Genomic DNA, 17970 nt, shown 5'->3' on the forward strand with positions numbered 1-17970 from the left:
GTTGGATCGGCGCCGAAATCTGGATGCGTCCGCTGTCATTCTTCATTCCGGCGAGAGCTGAAACATTGCCGACCGTGAAATTTCCCCCGGAGGATAGCGTGCCTAGGAGCGGATAGCCGAAAGCGGCGATTTCCTCACCGATCCTGACGCCGGCGCGCAAGGTCGCCACGTGATCACTTGCAAAGTCCACTTTCAGCAAGGCCAGATCATTAGCAGCGTCCCGCGCCAAGACTTGCGCGGGGATCGGCCCCGCCAATCCACAAACCACCTTTGGATCTTCGCACCCCTCGACAACATGATCATTTGTAACCACAAAACCATCCGCGGTAACAAAGAAGCCGGTTCCGCTGAATTGCCCCTTTTTTGCCCCGAATGGATTCTCATTGTTTCCAGTGGTCGCCGATTGGATATCGGCCAGCGTCAGTTCATCGAGATCGACGCCAACCTTTCCTATTATCTGCGGGGCGATCCGCGCGGCCTGCGCTTCACGGGCGCGTTCGAGAACCGTCCGCGCTGTCCGGGCGTTGGCGAAATCCCGCGCCGTGCGGGCCCGCTCAAAGAAGGTCTTCAGGACCGGATCGGCATCCTGGGACAGGCGCAGACCGTCACGCCGCGCCATCGAATGGGTGATGGCGACCAGATCGCCGGCCTCATAGCTCTTAAATTGGATCGTCTTGGTGAAGCGCGATGGCAGGCCGGGGTTGCTTGCCAAAAACTTGCTCATCTGGTCCGGATAGCCGGCGACGATGACGACCAAGCGATCCCGCTTGTCCTCCATCTCCTTCAGCAAGGTGTCGATGGCTTCCCGGCCAAAATCTGCCGCCGCCCCAGCCTGTTCGGCGAGGGTGTAGGCTTCGTCGATGAAAAGGATCCCGTCCAGCGCATCGGCGATCTTTTCCCTTGTCTTCAGCGCCGTCTGCCCGACATAGCCGGCAACCAGCCCAGCGCGGTCCGTCTCGACCAGATGGCCTTTTTCGAGCACGCCGAGATCGCGCAGGATCGCGCCATAAAGGCGGGCCACGGCTGTTTTACCAGTACCCGGCGGCCCGGTGAAAACCATGTGCAGCGAGATGGGCGCCACCGGAAAACCTTGCTCGCGCCGGGCTGCTTCGACCTGCAGCCGGGAGATCAGCGTTCCGATCTCGGCTTTGACCGTCTCCAACCCGGTCATCCGGGCCAGTTCGTCAAGCGCGCTGACGCCGGTGGCGGCAACATTCGTCTTTGTGGCGATCGCCGACTGAATGTCGCCCAGGGTCAGTTCGTTGAGGTCGACGTCGGGGCTCGTTATCAGCGGGGCGATCCGCGCTGCCTGCGTTTCGCGGGCGCGTTCGATAACCGTTCGCGCCGTCCGGGCATTGGCGAAATTTGGCGCCGTACGGGCCCGCTCAAAGAAGTTCTTCAGGACCGGGTCGGCAGCCTCGGAAAGGCGCAAACCGTCATGCCGTGCCATCAAATGGGTGATGGCAACCAGGTCGGAGGCCTCATAGCCGTCGAATTGAATCGTCTTGGTGAAGCGCGAAGGCAGACCGGGGTTGCTTGCCAAAAATTTACGCATCGGGTCCGGATAGCCGGCGACGATAACGACTAATCGATCCCGCTTGTCCTCCATATTTTTCAGCAAGGTGTCTATGGCCTCCCGGCCGAAGTCGTTCGCCGTGCCAGCGTGTTCGACCAGCGCGTAAGCCTCGTCGATGAAGAGTATCCCGTCCAGAGCATCGGCAATTTTCTGCTGGGTCTTAAGCGCCGTCTGCCCGACATAGCCGGCAACCAGTCCAGCGCGGTCCGTCTCGACCAAATGGCCTTTCTCAAGCACGCCGAGATCGCGCAGTATGTCGCCATAAAGGCGGGCCACGGCCGTTTTGCCGGTGCCAGGTGGTCCTGTGAAAACCATGTGCAGGGAGATCGGCGTCGTCGGCAAACCCTTCTCCCGCCGGGCCGCTTCAATCCGCAGACGCTGGATCAGCTTACCGATCTCGGCTTTGACCGTTTCCAAGCCGGTCATCTCTGCCAGTTCGTCGAGCGCGCTAATGCCGGAGGCTGTTCCATTGACGATGCGCAGTTTTGTACGAAGTCGCACCTGCCAGTCGCCTCCGGAGCCGCCGATCACCCGAGGCCATAGCCGAATGACGCTTCCGGCCCAATACAGATTGGCTGAAGCGACCAATAGGGCGAGAACAAGGTAGCCGAGGTTGGGCGGTAGGTAAGGGGTGATCCTGAATGCAGCGAGGACGGCGAGGATCGTCAATAACAGAACGCAAGAGCTGAGCAATGGGCTCGGCCCGAGGAAACTTCGCAGAGATTGAAGGATCCTATCCATTGCGCGGGCCGCAGCTTTTCACCGGACGCCAGCTGACTTCACGCGTCGTCTTGCCGTCCTGCGCCGAAACGCGCCACGCCGGAAGCAGGGAGATTATCGCACTCGCACCAACATCAATCGCCGTCAGGGCACCGTGTCCTGTTTCATAAGGCGCGGGAAACGGCAGGGCTACACGCACCGGCGTAGCCGACACCTCAAAAATAGGCGAGTAGTAGGTCCCAGAGATTAAGCGGACATGGCTGGGCGGCTCGCCCGGCGCTGATACCAAAGAGACCCAAGCGAGCGGCCGCCGGCAACCGCCGTCCTTCCCCTCCCGGAATTGGGCAAGCCCGGCGTTTGACAGACTCATTGTGGTCAATGCACCTGCAATCTCACGTTCCTCCACCTCCGTCAGGTCGCTGACATTCGGAGCAGTGGATCTAACCGGATTTGCGCGGCCCGACGCCAGCCAAAACCAGCAAACGACGCCGGAAATCACGGCGATCGCCATGGTCAGACCAATTCCAGGTGGGGCGCTCTGATTCTTCCTTCGAGCCGCCGAAGGCCTTGCTTGCGTGTCTTGCGTCATCTCTGGCACCACTGATTTCTCGTTGGGGTCTGGTGATTCAGAAAAGTGCTCGGCAAAATAATACAAAGAATGATTCCGAAGCCAAGAAAGACTTGGCGGTTAAGAGGCGGTTAAGGCCGCGCATTGTCGAACTTTCATCACACGATCGATCGCTCTCGCGCGCCGGCGGTGGGCGACAGCGATCGTGACCGTCAGCTTGTCCCGCTGCGGGCGCAGGCGCTCATGCGCCTTCACGAGGCAATTCGCGAGGTTCGTCGCGCGGAGCTAGACTCGATGGCTTGCCCTGCTGTCACCGCTGTCTCACCACTGTCTTGATTTCGGCGTCTGCATAACATAACACTATCGCAACAATTCGAATGATTTAGCGCGGCGCGATGTCGCCCCCTGCCCATCCGGCAAGGGTGCGCTGGCGAAAACCTGAAAACGTTCGCTGCGCTATCGCGTCCCTGATGTCGTGCATCAGACGCTGGTAATAAGCGATATTGACCTCGGACAGCAGCATCGCCCCCAGTGTCTCGCCTGACTTGACGAGATGATGCAGGTAGGCCCGCGCGCAATCGCGCGTCGAAGGCCACTTGCTTTCCTCGTCGAGCGGCCGCGGATCGTCGGCATGCCTGGCATTGCGCAGATTGACCGGACCGAAGCGCGTGAACGCCACCCCGTGGCGTCCATTGCGCGTCGGCAACACGCAATCGAACATGTCGACGCCGCGCGCGACCGCCTCCAGCATGTCCTCGGGCGTGCCGACCCCCATCAAATACCTCGGGCGCCCCTCGGGCAGGATCGGCGCAGTCTCCTCGATCATGGTCAGCATCACCGCTTGCGGTTCCCCGACCGCGAGCCCCCCGATGGCGTAGCCGTCAAAGCCGATCTCGACCAGCCCCCGCGCGCTGGCCTGGCGCAGTTCGGGCACGTCGCCGCCCTGGGCGATGCCGAACAGCAGGGTGCCCGGCGGCGCGGCCTCGAACGCGCGCTTGCTGCGCTCCGCCCAGCGCAAGGATAGTTGCATCGCCCGCTCGATATCGCCGCGCTCGGCCGGCAGCCGCACGCATTCGTCGAGCTGCATCGCAATGTCCGAGCCGAGCAGAAGCTGCACCTCGATCGCGCGTTCGGGAGACAGCTCGACGCTGACACCATCGATGTGGGAACGGAACCTCACCGCGCTTTCACTGACCTTGCGCAGCTGCGAAAGCGACATGACCTGGAAGCCGCCGGAGTCGGTCAGCATGGGTCCATTCCAGCCGGTGAATTTCTGCAGGCCACCCAGCGCCGCGATCCGTTCGGCGCCGGGCCGCAGCATCAGGTGATAGGTATTGCCGAGCACGATATCGGTTCCGGCATCACGCACCTCTCGCCAATGCAGGCTCTTCATCGCACCCGCGGTGCCGACCGGCATGAATGCGGGGGTTCGCACCGGGCCATGCGGCGTGGTCAAGATACCCGTGCGTGCCAGCCCTTCTCCGCCGAGCAGTTCGAAATGATTTGAAGATGTCATGGGGTGGACTTAGCACGAAACAGCAGGCAGGCATCGCCATAGGAATAGAACCGGTAGCCCTGGTCGATGGCATGGGCATAGGTGCGCCGCATGGTGTCGAGGCCGCTGAAGGCCGAGACCAGCATGAACAGCGTCGAACGCGGCAGATGGAAGTTGGTCAAGAGAATATCCACCGCGCGAAACCGGTAGCCCGGCGCAATGAAGATCGCGGTCTCGCCCGCAAACGGCTCGATCGTCCCATCTTCCGCGGTGGCGCTCTCCAGAAGGCGCAGCGCGGTGGTGCCGACGGCAACAAGGCGGCCGCCTTTGGCCCGCGCCGCATTGAGCGCCGCGGCGGCATCGCCGGAGATCGTACCCCACTCCGCGTGCATCCGGTGCGCTTCGATGTCGTCCACCTTGACCGGCTGAAAGGTCCCCGCCCCGACATGCAGCGTGATGCGGTGGATCCCGACGCCGCGCTCGCCCAACGCCATGGCGAGGGCCGGCGTAAAGTGCAACCCCGCCGTCGGCGCGGCAACCGCCCCCTCGCTGGCCGCGAATATGGTCTGGTAATCGCTGACATCGCGCTCATCGGGCGCGCGTTTGGAAGCGATGTAGGGCGGCAGCGGCAGCGATCCCAGTTCGGCGATGGCCTGGTCGAGCGCCGGCCCCTGAAGCGAGAAGGACAGCGTCAACTCGCCGTCGTTGCCCTTGGCTTCGACCTCCGCGTCGAGATGGGCGAGCAGACATACCCTGCCCTCATGGCCGAAGCGAACCACATCGCCCTGCGACAATTTCTTGGCAGGCCTTGCCAGCGCCTGCCAGCGCGAGCCGTCGAGCCGTTTTATCAGTGTCGCCTCGATCCTCGGTTCGGTGTCGCGGCCGATGCGGCGGCCCTTGAGCTGGGCCGATATCACCTTGGTGTCGTTGACGACCAGCTGGTCGCCCGGCTCGAGCCAACGCGGCAGTTCGGCCACGACGCTGTCGCGCAAGGCAGCGTCGGGTTGCACCACCAGCATCCGTGCGGCATCGCGCGGGCGCGCCGGACGCAGTGCGATGCGATCGGCGGGAAGGTCGAAGTCGAACAGGTCGGTGCGCATGGCGCGACGTGCTTCAGCAATCACATTCTGTCATTCCGCAAGGCCGCGCGGGCAATGCGGAATCGCGGTATTCCCCGATGTGCAATTCCATATCTGAGGCTCGTGCTGCCGCAAAGCTCCCCTCCCCCCGCGCGCATCGCGCGTGGTGGGGAGGGGTCGGGGGTGGCGCGGCATTCACCGAAGCAGCGGTTCCTGCCGATAGACCCCCCACCCCCGACCCCTCTCCACCGCTTCGCGGGGGGAGGGGAGAAGATAACGCCCGTGTCGTTGGGATTCGCCTCACATGCTGAGCGCGCCCCGGAACGACCGGCGATCTCACGCCGCATCAAGCGCCATGCGGGCCTTGACGATCTTGTCGGGGTTCGGAACCGGCTCGCCGCGCTTGATCTTGTCGACGTTCTCCATGCCCGACGTCACCTTGCCCCACACCGTGTATTGCTTGTTGAGGAAGGAAGCGTCGTCGAAGCAAATGAAAAACTGGCTGTCGCCGGAATCAGGGCTGCCGGCGCGCGCCATTGACGTGGTGCCGCGCACGTGGGGCTCGTTGTTGAACTCGGCCTTGAGCTTCTTGCCGGAGCCGCCGGTACCGGTGCCCTGCGGACAGCCGGTCTGTGCCATAAAACCCTCGATCACGCGGTGGAACACGATGCCATCGTAAAATCCCTCGCGCACCAGTTCCTTGATCCGCGCCACGTGTCCGGGGGCGAGATCCGGCCGCATCTCGATGGTAACCGGTCCCTGCGTGGTTTCGAGGATCAGAGTATTTTCGGTGTCAGCCATGCTCTCTTCTCTACGGGTTGGGGTGGAGGTCTCCGATTTTGGAACCGGATGGCGAACGGCCGGCCGGCAACCGCGCCGGCCATACTCTCGGTAGATGGCATCGCCGCGCAACGTTGCAACGCCTCCGTATTGGATGTCACTTGATGTCGGATGCGACTTGCACTTTCAGCATCTTGTCGGGATCGGTCACGGGCTCGCCGCGCTTGAGCTTGTCGACCACATCCATGCCCGATACGACCTCGCCGATGACGGTGTACTTGCCGTTGAGCGACGATCCATCGGCAAACATGATGAAAAACTGCGAATTCGCCGAGTTGGGATCGCTGGTGCGCGCCATGCCGACGATACCGCGGGTAAACGGCACGCTGGAAAACTCCGCCGGCAGATTCGGATATTTCGAGCCGCCGGTGCCGTTGAAATTCTTGCCGTCGCCGGTCTGCGCCATGAATCCTTCGATGACGCGATGGAACGGCACGTTGTTGTAATAGCCATCTCGTGCCAACAGCTTGATGCGCTCGGCATGCTCCGGCGCAATATCGGGCCGCAGCTTGATGACGATGCGGCCTTTGGTGGTGTCGATGACGATCGCATTCTGCTTGTCGAGCTTGGCAGGAAGCGGCTGCGCGATCGCGGGGGCGGTGCAGATCAGCGCGGCGATCAAGGCGAGGGTTCGGATCATGTAAACTCCGGATCGGGTGGGACGATAAGAGCGTTTTGTAAGCCTGCGCGCCTTCTTATTGCGCGAATTTGGTCTTGAGGGCGGCGGCGACCAGCGGCGGAACGAAGTTCGAGACATCGCCGCCCATGCCGGCGATCTGGCGCACCAGTGTGGCGGTGATCGGACGAACCATCGGCGAAGCCGGCAGGAACACGGTGTGAACCTCCGGCGCCATGGTCTCGTTCATGCCCGCGATTTGCATCTCGTAATCGAGATCGGTGCCGTCGCGAAGGCCGCGAATGAGAATGGCAGCGCCGGCGCGTTTCGCCGCTGCGACAGCGAGGTCGTCAAAGCTGGTGCAGTCGAACGCACACCCCGCCGCCGCCGCGACCGGACCGAACACGGCCTGAAGCATCTGCAGGCGCTCTGCGACGGAAAACAGCGGCTTCTTGCTGGGGTGGATGGCGATAGCTGCAATGAGCCGGTCGCATAGACCGACGGCATGTTTGACGACATCCAGATGGCCGTTGGTAACGGGGTCGAAGGAACCGGGGTAAAGCGCGATACGGGGCATAAACCCCTCTACCCTGCCCCGGGCGGCCCCGCAAGCCGCACCGGTTCCCGTCTACCTGCCAAAGGCGGAGTTTTTATTTTCTGTCGGCCATTGAACCACTTGAGGGGTCAGTGCGTCTTCCAGATGGGCCGGTAATGTTTCGTCGCCCAGGCAGCGACGAAACACAGCTGGGGCGGGAAGAAACCATTTTTGGCCTTCGCGAAGACAGGCGGAAACCTGGCTTGACTAAGGATCAACGCAACGAAACAGCGGGCCGCCAAGGCCCGATGACAGGGGACCGTCATGATCAAGGCTCTTTCAGCTATCGCGATAGCTGCGTTTGTCGCTGCAGCCCTCAGCGTTCTTCCCGGCTTTGCCCCGCAGGTCGAAGCCAGCGTTCCGCCAGTCCTCGCCAAGGCCGACCGGCTTGACATCCGCCCGGTGGCCTGCTCCCAGCAGGCTTGGCCGAATTTCGAGGCTTCCTGCCTGCGCGCCGGCAGGTCCAGGATGAGCGTCCGGGAAGCCCGGCTGGTCACCGCCGGCCGCACCCCGTAGGCCGTACCGAACCGGACCGATCCAATCTTGTGGCAATTTGCGGCGTGAAGTCGCAGACTGGAGGGCGATCGCGCCTTTTGCCGGCCCGGAGACCGGCGGGCCCGATGGTTTGGGAGGCCTGCCCTTGACCGCCACGCCAGCCGCAGCATCGAGCCGTTCCAACCCACTTCCACTGGCAGCAACCCTCGGAGCGCTTGGCGTCGTCTACGGCGACATCGGCACCAGTCCGCTGTACGCCCTGAAGGAAGCCGCCGACGCCGCGGCCCGTGGCGGTGCGCTGGGACCGGAGGCCATTCTCGGGGTGGTGTCGCTGATCCTGTGGGCGCTGATCCTGATCATATCGCTCAAATACGCCCTGCTGATCTTGCGTGCGGACAACCGCGGTGAAGGCGGCATCGTCGCGCTGCTGGCACTGCTTTCCGCGCGCAACGCCCAGCCCGGAACATGGCGTGCGCAACTGCTGATCGTCGGCCTGGTCGGCGCGGCGCTGCTCTACGGCGACGGCGCCATCACACCCGCGATCTCGGTGCTAAGCGCGGTCGAAGGTTTGAAGGTCGACGCGCCGTCGCTGGCGCCGGCGGTGGTGCCGCTGACCATCATCATTCTGATCGGCCTCTTCATCGTTCAAAAAAAGGGCGCAGGCTTCATCGGCAATATCTTCGGGCCGGTGATGCTTGGCTGGTTCCTGACAATCGGCCTGCTTGGCATCTACGGCATCGCGCGAGCGCCAGGCGTGCTCGCCGCCGTCAGTCCGCTCTATGCCTTCGATTTTCTGATCCACCAGGACTTTCACACCAGCTTCGCCATCGCTGGCGCTGCCTTTCTCGCGGTCACTGGCGGCGAAGCGATGTATGCCGACATGGGCCATTTCGGCCGGGTGCCGATCCGCCTCGCCTGGTTTGCGGTGGCCCTCCCCAGCCTGGTCCTGAACTATTTCGGACAGGCCGCCCTGCTCACCACCGATCCCAGCGCGCGCGACCATCCGTTCTATCAACTCGCGCCAGACTGGTTGCACTATCCGATGGTTGCGTTTGCCACCGTGGCTACCGTGATTGCCTCGCAGGCGATCATCTCGGGGGTATTTTCATTGACCCAGCAGTCGATCCAGCTCGGCTTCCTGCCGCGCATGCACATCAAGCACACCACCAGTCACTCCATCGGCCAGATCTATGTGCCGCTGGTGAACTGGTTGCTGGCCGCGGCGACGCTCGGCGCGGTGATCGGTTTCGAAACCTCGGATGCGCTGGCAGGCGCCTATGGAATTGCCGTGTCGCTGTTGATGGCGATCACGACGCTGCTCGCGGCCCTGGTAGCGATCCAGTGGGGTTATCCGCCGGTCGTGGTCATCGCCGTCAACGGCTTTTTCCTTGCCATCGACTGTTTCTTCTTCGCGGCGAATTCCGTCAAATTGATTGAGGGCGGCTGGTTTCCGTTGCTGCTTGCGGCCCTTGTCGCGTTCCTGATGTTGACCTGGCGGAGCGGCGTCAAGCTGGTCGAGCGGGCCCGCGGCAAGTTACGGCAGCCGGAGGAGGATCTGATCGAGACCGCCGTCACCAGGTGCCACGCCAGACTGACGGGAACCGCGGTGTTCCTGGCGTCGACCCCAAAGGGCGTTCCGCTGGCGCTGACGGAATTCGTCAAGCATAATCACGTCCTGCACCAGCGGGTGGTGTTGGTCACGGTGCTGATCGAGGAATTGCCGCGTATCGCCGATGAAGACCGCACCGAGGTGATCGAGGTGATCGAGGGCATCACGCGGGTGATCCTGCATTACGGCTTCATGCAGTATCCGACGATTTTCGAGGGACTGCAATTGGCCTGCCGACAGGGCAAGCTGCCCGGCATCGATCTCACCGATATCACCTATTACATCGGCCGCGAGACCATCATTCCCAGCCCCGATGTTCCGGGCATGTGGGTGTGGCGGGAAACCGTGTTCGCATTCCTGCAGCGCAACGCCGAGCGCTCAGCGGCGTTCTTTGGGGTGCCACCCCGGCAGGTCGTCGAGTTCGGTACCGAAATCGAGATTTAGCGACCGAGCCACATGCTCGTCCTCGGCGGTATCCATTACTCCCATTTCAGCTGCCGTTCTCGGTGTCCTCGCCGATGTGCTCGACGGAGACCACATGCTCGTCTTCGGCGGTATCGAACACGATGACGCCCTGGGTCGAGCGGCCGGCGATCCGGATACCCTCGACCGGACAGCGGATCAACTGCCCCTTGTCGGTCACCAGCATGATCTGGTCAGAGTCCTCGACCGGGAATGAGGCGACCAGCTTGCCGTTACGTTCGCTTACCGACATCGCCACGATGCCCTTGCCGCCGCGGCCGGTGGTGCGGTATTCGAACGACGACGAACGCTTGCCATAGCCGTTTTCGCTGATGGTCAGCACGAATTGCTCGCTGGCCGACATTTCGACATAGCGCTGTTCGCCAAGCTCGATGGCGCCCGAGGCATCCTCGCTATCGCTTCCCGCCTCCTCCTCGACGCCGCCGCGCCGCACCGCATTGGCGCGGCGCAAATAAGCGACGCGCTCCTCGGCATCGGCATCCATGTGGCGCAGGATGGTCAGCGAGATCACCTTGTCGTTTTCGGGCAGGGCGATGCCGCGCACGCCCATCGAGGTGCGGCCGGTGAATACCCGCACGTCGGTAACGGGGAAGCGGATGCAGTGGCCGCCGGCGGCGGTCAAGAGCACGTCGTCGCGCTCGGTGCAGATCTGCACGTCGACGATGGCCTCGTTTTCATCGAGCTTCATGGCGATGATGCCGGAACGCCTGACGTCGATGAAGTCCGACAGCTTGTTGCGACGCACGTTGCCGCCGGTGGTGGCGAACATCACGTCGAAATTGGCCCAGGAGGATTCATCCTCGGGCAGCGGCATGATGGTGGTGATGCGCTCGCCCTGCTCCAGCGGCAGGATGTTGATCATGGCCTTGCCGCGCGCGTTCGGCGCCGCCACCGGCAGGCGCCAGACCTTTTCCTTGTAGACCTGGCCGCGCGACGAGAAGAACAAGACCGGTGTATGGGTCGAGGCCACGAACAGACGGCTGACAAAATCCTCGTCGCGGGTCTGCATCCCGGCGCGCCCCTTGCCGCCGCGCCGCTGCGCGCGATAGGTCGACAGCGGCACGCGCTTGACATAGCCGGCATGCGAGACCGTGACCACCATGTCCTCGCGCTGGATCAGGTCCTCGTCCTCGACTTCGCCCTCATGCTCGATGATGACGGTCTTGCGCGGGGTGGCGAATTCCGATTTCACGTCCGCAAGCTCGGTCTTGATGATGGTCTGGACGCGAGCGCGCGAACGCAGGATGTCGAGCAGATCGGCAATTTCCAGCGCCAGTTTGTCGAGTTCCTGGGATATTTCCTCGCGCCCGAGCGCGGTGAGGCGCTGCAGCCGCAGGTCGAGAATGGCCTTGGCCTGCTCCATCGACAGCCGCGCCGTGCCGTCCGGGCTAAGCCTGTGGCGGGGATCGTCGATCAGCGTGATCATCGCCGCCACGTCTTGCGCCGGCCAGTCCCGCGACATCAGGGTTTCGCGCGCGGTGGCCGGATCGGGCGAGGTCCGGATCACGCGAATGATCTCATCGATGTTGGCAACCGCAATCGCGAGGCCGACCAGGATATGGGCGCGGTCGCGGGCCTTGTTGAGCAGGAACTTGGTCCGCCGCGTCACCACCTGTTCGCGGAAGGCGATGAACAGCGTCAGCAAATCCTTCAGGTTCATCAGTTGCGGACGGCCGGCATCGAGCGCCACCATGTTGGCGCCGAAATTGCTCTGCAGTGGCGTGAACCGGTAGAGCTGATTCAACACCACGTCCGCCATGGCATCGCGCTTCAGTTCGACCACGACGCGAAATCCGTCGCGGTCGGATTCGTCACGCAGATCGGCAATGCCCTCGATTTTCTTCTCGCGCACCAATTCGGCAATACGCTCGACCATGGTGGCCTTGTTCACCTGGTAGGGAATTTCCGATACGATGATCGCTTCGCGATCCTTGCGGATGGTGTCGATTACGACCTTGCCCCGCATCACGATCGAGCCGCGGCCGAGATGATAGGCCGCGCGGATGCCCTGCCGCCCGAGGATGATGCCGCCGGTCGGAAAATCCGGCCCCGGAATGATGTGGATGAGTTCGTCGATACCGAGCGCCGGATTGTCGATCAGCGCCACGCAGGCGTCGATCACCTCGCCGAGATTATGCGGCGGGATATTGGTCGCCATGCCCACCGCGATGCCGCCGGCGCCGTTGACGAGAAGGTTCGGGAACTTGGCCGGCAGCACCGTCGGTTCGCGTTCGTTGCTGTCGTAATTGTCCTGGAACTCGACGGTGTCCTTATCGATGTCGTCGAGCAGCGATTGCGCGATCTTGGTGAGGCGGGATTCGGTGTAACGCATGGCAGCGGCCATATCGCCGTCCACCGAACCGAAATTGCCCTGCCCGTCGATCAGCGGAACGCGCATGGAGAAAACCTGCGCCATGCGGACCAGCGCGTCATAGACCGACTGGTCGCCGTGGGGATGGTACTTACCGATCACGTCACCGACGGTCCGCGCCGATTTGCGATAAGGCTTGTTCCATTCGAAGCCGTTCTCATACATCGCGTAGAGAATGCGGCGATGCACCGGCTTGAGGCCGTCGCGCGCATCCGGCAAAGCACGCGCCACGATCACGCTCATGGCGTAATCGAGGTAGCTGCGCTTCATCTCGTCGAGGATCGATACGGGACGAATATCCGATGGCGCCGGCGGCTCGCCGGGCGTCGTATCTTCAGGATCAGACAAAAACAGAATCCGGTCAGTTTTCGGTTGGAATCATATAGCGTATCGGGGGCCTCCAAACCACCCTTAACTGATCCCGCGCAACCGCTTTTTCCGTTCGTTTTTCCAGAGACTTACGAGGTCGGCGGATCCCGCCACCGCGACCGCAAAACCAGGGCTTGGACGCGAAAGCGCAGGGGCCGTTTTATGCCGCCGCCAGGCATCCCCGGAACGGCATTTCTGCGAAGGACTCGTCAGGCGCCGAACACGACGGTGTGCATGATCCGCCCGGGCAGCAGCATGAACAGCCCGGCGATCACCGGGGCTCCCGAGAACAACATGATCATGATCAGTCGATGAACCGCGACACGATGGGCGTGCGCTTCCCAGACCGCGAGCGGAAGCATCGACAGCGTAAAGATCGAGAGGGTCGCTTAAGTCGAATTCTTAATGTTAATCATTAACATAGATCCGCCGCAAAGCCAAAGATGGCGCGCCCTCGAAGCCGCTTTATCGGTCAATGCCATTGGGCTTGGATCGATGTTGCCGGAATTTACTTCAGGCGAGGTGCCGTGAAAGGCAATGACCTGTCGTACGGAATTCTGCGCGCCCGATCGGTCGATTTCGCGGCAAATGACGTCTGCCGCCGGGCGGACGCCGGGATGTCGGCAAATACCGCATCCGCTTGATTCAAGAAATCAAGTGGATGCGTTGCCGGTTGGAGAAAACAGCATCTTAAAACGGAATATCGTCGTCCATGTCGCTGTTGCGGGCCCCACCTGCCGCGACCCGGCGCGGCGCGGAGGCAGATGGACCGCCCGACCCGAAATCGCCGCCGGGATCATCCGGCCCGAAACTGCCGCCCGCCCCTGCGCTGCGGCCATCAAGCATGGTCAGCGTCGAATTGAAGCCCTGCAGCACCACCTCGGTGGAGTATTTCTCGACCCCGCTCTGGTCAGTCCATTTGCGCGTCTGCAGCTGGCCTTCGAGGTAAACCTTGGCGCCCTTTTTGAGGTATTGCTCGGCGATCTTGCAAAGGCCCTCGTTGAAGATCACCACCCGGTGCCACTCGGTTTTCTCCTTGCGCTCGCCGGTCGTCTTGTCGCGCCAGGTCTCGGAGGTCGCCACGCTCAGATTTGCAATGGGACGCCCATCCTGTGTACGCCGGATCTCAGGGTCCTTGCCGAGGTTTCCGACCAGAATTACCTTGTTCACGCTTCCCGCCATCGCCGTTCTCCACTCCCGACATCACTGGACTCTCGAAATCACCGGACTTGCGAAATCACAGGACTTGCGAAATCACAGCGCTTGCCGAGCACTCTCCGGCTTGGCCGTCCGCATTCGCAAAGACCACCCTGCATCGGACCCTATACGCTCGCGGCTCCCGCAAGCCCGGTCCTCCCCTGGGTTATCCACATATAGCATTGCCGGCCGATCTGTTCCAGTTTTGTTCCAAAGGAAATCCAAAGAAAAACGCGCCGGAAACGATTGCAACGGTATCGGAATGCGCATTGCGTCGCAGTCCGGGACTTTCACTGCAGGTTCCAGCAAAGTCCGCGGAGAATCTTTGCAAATACATGTAAGCTGGTGCCCGCTCAATTTAAGCGCGAGTGTTGCATTTCGGAGACGGTGCCGAGGATTGAATCGGCTATATTCGCCTTTGGGTATTGCGCCCCATTCGCGGTGGCTTCTAATGCGTTTCTCAGCTAAGTTAAGGCGGAGTATGACGGGCCGGAGAGATACGATGAGAAGGCTCCTGCTGGGGACCATGGGTCTCCTGGCGTTGGGCGTCGCCGCTCCTGCCGTGGCCGCGGACCTGCCCGCGCGGACCTACTCCAAGGCACCCGCGATGATTGCCGCCATCTACGACTGGAGCGGTTTCTACTTCGGCGTCAATGGCGGCGGCGGCTGGAGCCATAAGTGCTGGGATATCACCAATAACGGCGGGGCCATTGTCGCGCCTGCCGCTGCCGAGGGCTGCCATGACGCGACCGGCGGCACGGCCGGCGGTCAGATCGGTTACCGCTGGCAAGCGGGCTCGTGGGTATTCGGCGTCGAAGGACAGGGGAACTGGGCCGATCTGAAAGGGTCGAATCCGAGCCTCGTTACCGCTGGTACCACTAACCAGACGCGTGTGAACGGCTTTGGCCTGCTCACCGGGCAGGTTGGCTACTCCTGGAACACGGTCCTCGGCTACGTCAAGGGCGGCGCCGCCGTCGTGGCAGACCGCTTCAATGGTGTGAATGCTCCGACCGGCGCTGCGGTCGATCAGGCGACGGATACCCGTTGGGGCGGCGCGGTTGGGACGGGTGTGGAATTCAGTTTCGCTCCCAACTGGTCGGCAGCGGTCGAGTATGATCACTTGTTCATGGGCACCCGGGCCGATACCTTCATATCAACGGGAGTGCCGACTGTGTCCCGCGTCGACAATATTCGTCAGGACGCCGATATGGTCACCGCTCGTATTAACTACCGCTGGGGTGGGCCGATTATCGCAAAGTACTGACGGAAGCCTGAGCCAGGCATTCCGGATCGTAAAGCAAAAGGCCGGCCCTGCGCCGGCCTTTTTGCTTTGCTTGCCTGTAATGGGCTTGGTTGAGATGGGCTTGGCGTCGCTCCAACAGGCGCTCCGCAACTGCCTCCGCAACAAACCGTTGATGGTTTGAACGGAGCACTGGAAATTTCGCCGCGTTCTTCCTACGTTCCAAATTCACCCATTGGCGTTCGATCCCCCGAGACGGGCGATGCGCGCCCGAACGTGGCGCCGCGACGCGTCTGGAATAGCCGATATGGATGAAGTGCTAAGGGCGAAGCGCCAACAGACCGCCGGCTCGGCGCTGCGCGCCATCACCATTCGCGGTGCGCGCGAGCACAACCTCAAGAACATCGACGTCGAGATCCCCCGCGACAGGCTCGTGGTCTTTACCGGGCTGTCCGGCTCCGGCAAGTCATCGCTCGCCTTCGACACCATCTATGCCGAAGGCCAGAGGCGCTATGTCGAATCGCTGTCGGCCTATGCGCGCCAGTTCCTGGAGATGATGCAGAAGCCGGATGTCGACCAGATTGACGGCCTGTCGCCCGCGATTTCCATCGAGCAGAAGACCACCTCGAAAAATCCGCGCTCCACCGTCGGCACCGTGACCGAAATCTACGACTACATGCGGCTGTTGTGGGCGCGGGTCGGCGTGCCCTACTCGCCCGCCACCGGCTTGCCGATCGAAAGCCAGACCGTCTCGCAGATGGTCGATCGCGTGCTGGCGCTGCCCGAGGGCACCAGGCTCTATCTGCTGGCGCCCGTCGTACGCGGCCGCAAGGGCGAGTACAGGAAAGAGCTCGCCGAATATCTCAAGAAGGGGTTTCAGCGGGTCAAGATCGACGGCACTTTCTACGAACTGGCGGAAGCGCCGTTGCTCGACAAGAAATTCCCGCACGATATCGACGTCGTGGTCGACCGCATCGTGGTGCGGCCCGACATCGGCCAGCGGCTGGCGGAAAGCTTTGAGACCGCGCTGAAACTCGCCGAGGGGCTGGCGGTGATCGAATATGCGGACGCGCCGGCGTCCTTGGAGACGCGCCCTGCGGGCGCTCCCCTGGATGAAGACGGTGCACGGCGGTCGACGGCAGCAAAGCGAGGCGCTTCCCCTCATCCTGAGGAGGCGCAAAGCGCCGTCCCGAAGGACGAGCCAGCGGCGAAGAAAGTCGCAAAAATCCATGACAAGAGCGGGCCGGAGCGGATCCTGTTCTCGGAAAAATTCGCCTGCCCGGTGTCCGGTTTCACCATACCCGAAATCGAGCCCAGACTGTTTTCCTTCAACAATCCCTATGGCGCCTGCCCGGCCTGCGGCGGCCTCGGCGTCGAGCAGCACATCGACGAAGACCTGGTCATTCCCGACAAGGAGCTGACCTTGCGCAAGGGCGCGATCGCGCCGTGGGCGAAATCCTCCTCGCCCTATTACATCCAGACCCTGACTGCGCTCGGCAAATTCTACAAGTTCACTCTCGACACCAAGTGGAAGGACCTGCCGAAGAAGACGAGAGACGCGATCCTGTACGGCTCCGGCGAGGACGAGATAAGATTCTCCTACGAGGACGGCATCCGCTCCTACGACACCAAGAAACCCTTCGAGGGCGTCATCACCAACATCAGCCGCCGCTACCGCGAGACCGAGAGCGAATGGGCGCGCGAGGAACTCGCCAAATATTTCTCCGACGTCCCCTGCGCCGCCTGCAATGGCTATCGCCTCAAGCCGGAAGCTTTGTGCGTCAAGATCGGCGGCAAGCACATCGGCGAGATCTCGGAATTGTCGGTGCGCCATGCCGGCGAATGGTTCGAGAGCGTGCCCGGGGTGCTCAACGCCCAGCAGAACGAGATCGCGGCACGGGTGCTCAAGGAAATCCGCGAGCGGCTGTCGTTCCTGCTCGATGTCGGGCTGAACTACCTGACGCTGGCGCGCGCCTCCGGCACGTTGAGCGGCGGCGAGAGCCAGCGCATTCGGCTCGCCTCGCAGATCGGCTCCGGCCTGACCGGCGTGCTCTATGTGCTGGACGAGCCCTCGATCGGCCTGCACCAGCGCGACAATGCGCGGCTGTTGGAAACGCTGAAGCGGCTGCGCGATCTCGGCAATACCGTGATCGTGGTCGAGCATGACGAGGACGCCATCCGCCTCGCCGATTACGTGCTCGACATCGGCCCCGGCGCCGGCATGCATGGCGGCCATATCGTCGCCCAGGGCACGCCCGACGACATCATGAGGAATGCAAAATCGCTGACCGGAAAATATCTCACCGGCGAATTGTCGGTCGATATCCCCGAGCGCCGGCCGCCGAACCACCGCCGCACCATCAAGGTGGTCAATGCCCGCGGCAATAACCTGAAAAACATCTCGGCGGAAATTCCGCTGGGACTGTTCACCTGCGTTACCGGCGTCTCCGGCGGCGGCAAGTCGACACTTCTGATCGACACGCTCTACAAGGCGATCGCGCGCAAACTCAACAACGCCAGCGAGGGCGCCGCCCCGCATGACCGCATCGAGGGGCTGGAGCATATCGACAAGATCATCGACATCGACCAGTCGCCGATCGGCCGTACCCCGCGTTCCAATCCGGCGACCTATACCGGCGCGTTCACCCCGATCCGCGAATGGTTCGCCGGCCTGCCCGAGGCCAAAGCGCGCGGCTACGAGCCCGGGCGGTTTTCCT

The 17970-nt window shown here is 62.4% G+C and carries 14 protein-coding genes and 1 pseudogene; 4 read left to right on the forward strand and 11 right to left on the reverse strand.

Translation table 11 applies throughout. The annotated features are described in order from the left end of the window. From ABSG20_RS11140 to coaD, 8 genes are all read right to left on the reverse strand, one after another. Positions 1 to 2245 (reverse strand): AAA family ATPase (locus ABSG20_RS11140; RefSeq protein ID WP_423864557.1); only part of this gene is annotated, 2245 nt, incomplete at its 3' end. Between the two features lie 64 nt (positions 2246 to 2309). Next, a complete protein-coding gene (locus ABSG20_RS11145) occupies positions 2310 to 2951 on the reverse strand; it encodes a hypothetical protein (protein WP_423864558.1) in 642 nt (213 codons plus the stop codon). 295 nt (positions 2952 to 3246) lie between these two features. After that, positions 3247 to 4380: a tRNA guanosine(34) transglycosylase Tgt gene (tgt, locus tag ABSG20_RS11150; RefSeq protein ID WP_423864559.1), complete on the reverse strand. Its 1134-nt coding sequence runs from the start codon at positions 4378 to 4380 to the stop codon at positions 3247 to 3249. Next, complete coding sequence (gene queA / locus ABSG20_RS11155) at positions 4377 to 5459, reverse strand: tRNA preQ1(34) S-adenosylmethionine ribosyltransferase-isomerase QueA (protein ID WP_423864569.1); 1083 nt, start codon at positions 5457 to 5459, stop codon at positions 4377 to 4379. Before queA ends, tgt begins: the two co-directional genes overlap by 4 nt. A gap of 315 nt (positions 5460 to 5774) precedes the next feature. Next, complete coding sequence (locus ABSG20_RS11160; protein ID WP_423864560.1) at positions 5775 to 6239, reverse strand: peptidylprolyl isomerase; 465 nt, start codon at positions 6237 to 6239, stop codon at positions 5775 to 5777. Continuing rightward, positions 6215 to 6379: a UCP034077 family protein gene (locus ABSG20_RS34885; RefSeq protein ID WP_490338319.1), complete on the reverse strand. Its 165-nt coding sequence runs from the start codon at positions 6377 to 6379 to the stop codon at positions 6215 to 6217. Before ABSG20_RS34885 ends, ABSG20_RS11160 begins: the two co-directional genes overlap by 25 nt. Beyond that, the gene (locus ABSG20_RS11165; protein WP_423864561.1) at positions 6376 to 6918 is read right to left on the reverse strand and encodes a peptidylprolyl isomerase; all 543 of its coding nucleotides are present in this window, start codon (positions 6916 to 6918) and stop codon (positions 6376 to 6378) included. The genes ABSG20_RS34885 and ABSG20_RS11165 overlap by 4 nt, the downstream gene beginning before the upstream one ends. 55 nt (positions 6919 to 6973) lie before the next feature. Continuing rightward, positions 6974 to 7471 carry a pantetheine-phosphate adenylyltransferase gene (gene coaD, locus ABSG20_RS11170; RefSeq protein ID WP_423864562.1) on the reverse strand — a complete coding sequence of 166 codons (498 nt, stop codon included), beginning with the start codon at positions 7469 to 7471 and terminating at the stop codon, positions 6974 to 6976. Between the two features lie 282 nt (positions 7472 to 7753). On the opposite strand from coaD, the gene ABSG20_RS11175 reads away from it, so the two are divergent. Together ABSG20_RS11175 and ABSG20_RS11180 are read left to right on the forward strand one after the other, a co-directional pair. Continuing rightward, positions 7754 to 8005: a hypothetical protein gene (locus tag ABSG20_RS11175; RefSeq protein WP_423864563.1), complete on the forward strand. Its 252-nt coding sequence runs from the start codon at positions 7754 to 7756 to the stop codon at positions 8003 to 8005. A 124-nt stretch (positions 8006 to 8129) separates the two neighbouring features. Then, the gene (locus tag ABSG20_RS11180) at positions 8130 to 10037 is read left to right on the forward strand and encodes a potassium transporter Kup (RefSeq protein ID WP_423864564.1); all 1908 of its coding nucleotides are present in this window, start codon (positions 8130 to 8132) and stop codon (positions 10035 to 10037) included. Positions 10038 to 10083: 46 nt separating this feature from the next. Here ABSG20_RS11180 and gyrA read toward each other — a convergent pair whose 3' ends face one another. The 3 genes and pseudogenes from gyrA to ABSG20_RS11195 form a co-directional block, all read right to left on the reverse strand. Continuing rightward, positions 10084 to 12795, reverse strand: coding sequence for a DNA gyrase subunit A (gene gyrA / locus ABSG20_RS11185; RefSeq protein ID WP_423864565.1), 2712 nt, complete (start codon positions 12793 to 12795; stop codon positions 10084 to 10086). Positions 12796 to 13025: 230 nt separating this feature from the next. After that, positions 13026 to 13199 (reverse strand): annotated as a pseudogene (locus ABSG20_RS11190) (DUF2306 domain-containing protein); the annotation flags it as partial. Positions 13200 to 13506: 307 nt separating this feature from the next. Then, positions 13507 to 13998 (reverse strand): single-stranded DNA-binding protein, encoded by a 492-nt coding sequence (locus ABSG20_RS11195; protein WP_423864566.1) that lies wholly within the window; start codon positions 13996 to 13998, stop codon positions 13507 to 13509. A 517-nt stretch (positions 13999 to 14515) separates the two neighbouring features. On the opposite strand from ABSG20_RS11195, the gene ABSG20_RS11200 reads away from it, so the two are divergent. Further along, positions 14516 to 15277 (forward strand): outer membrane protein, encoded by a 762-nt coding sequence (locus ABSG20_RS11200; protein WP_423864567.1) that lies wholly within the window; start codon positions 14516 to 14518, stop codon positions 15275 to 15277. A gap of 283 nt (positions 15278 to 15560) precedes the next feature. Next, on the forward strand, positions 15561 to 17970 hold a 2410-nt coding region (uvrA, locus tag ABSG20_RS11205; protein ID WP_423864568.1), incomplete at its 3' end, for an excinuclease ABC subunit UvrA.

Origin of the sequence: Bradyrhizobium sp. (assembly GCF_049512235.1) — a bacterium.
In the GTDB taxonomy this organism is placed as follows: domain Bacteria; phylum Pseudomonadota; class Alphaproteobacteria; order Rhizobiales; family Xanthobacteraceae; genus Bradyrhizobium.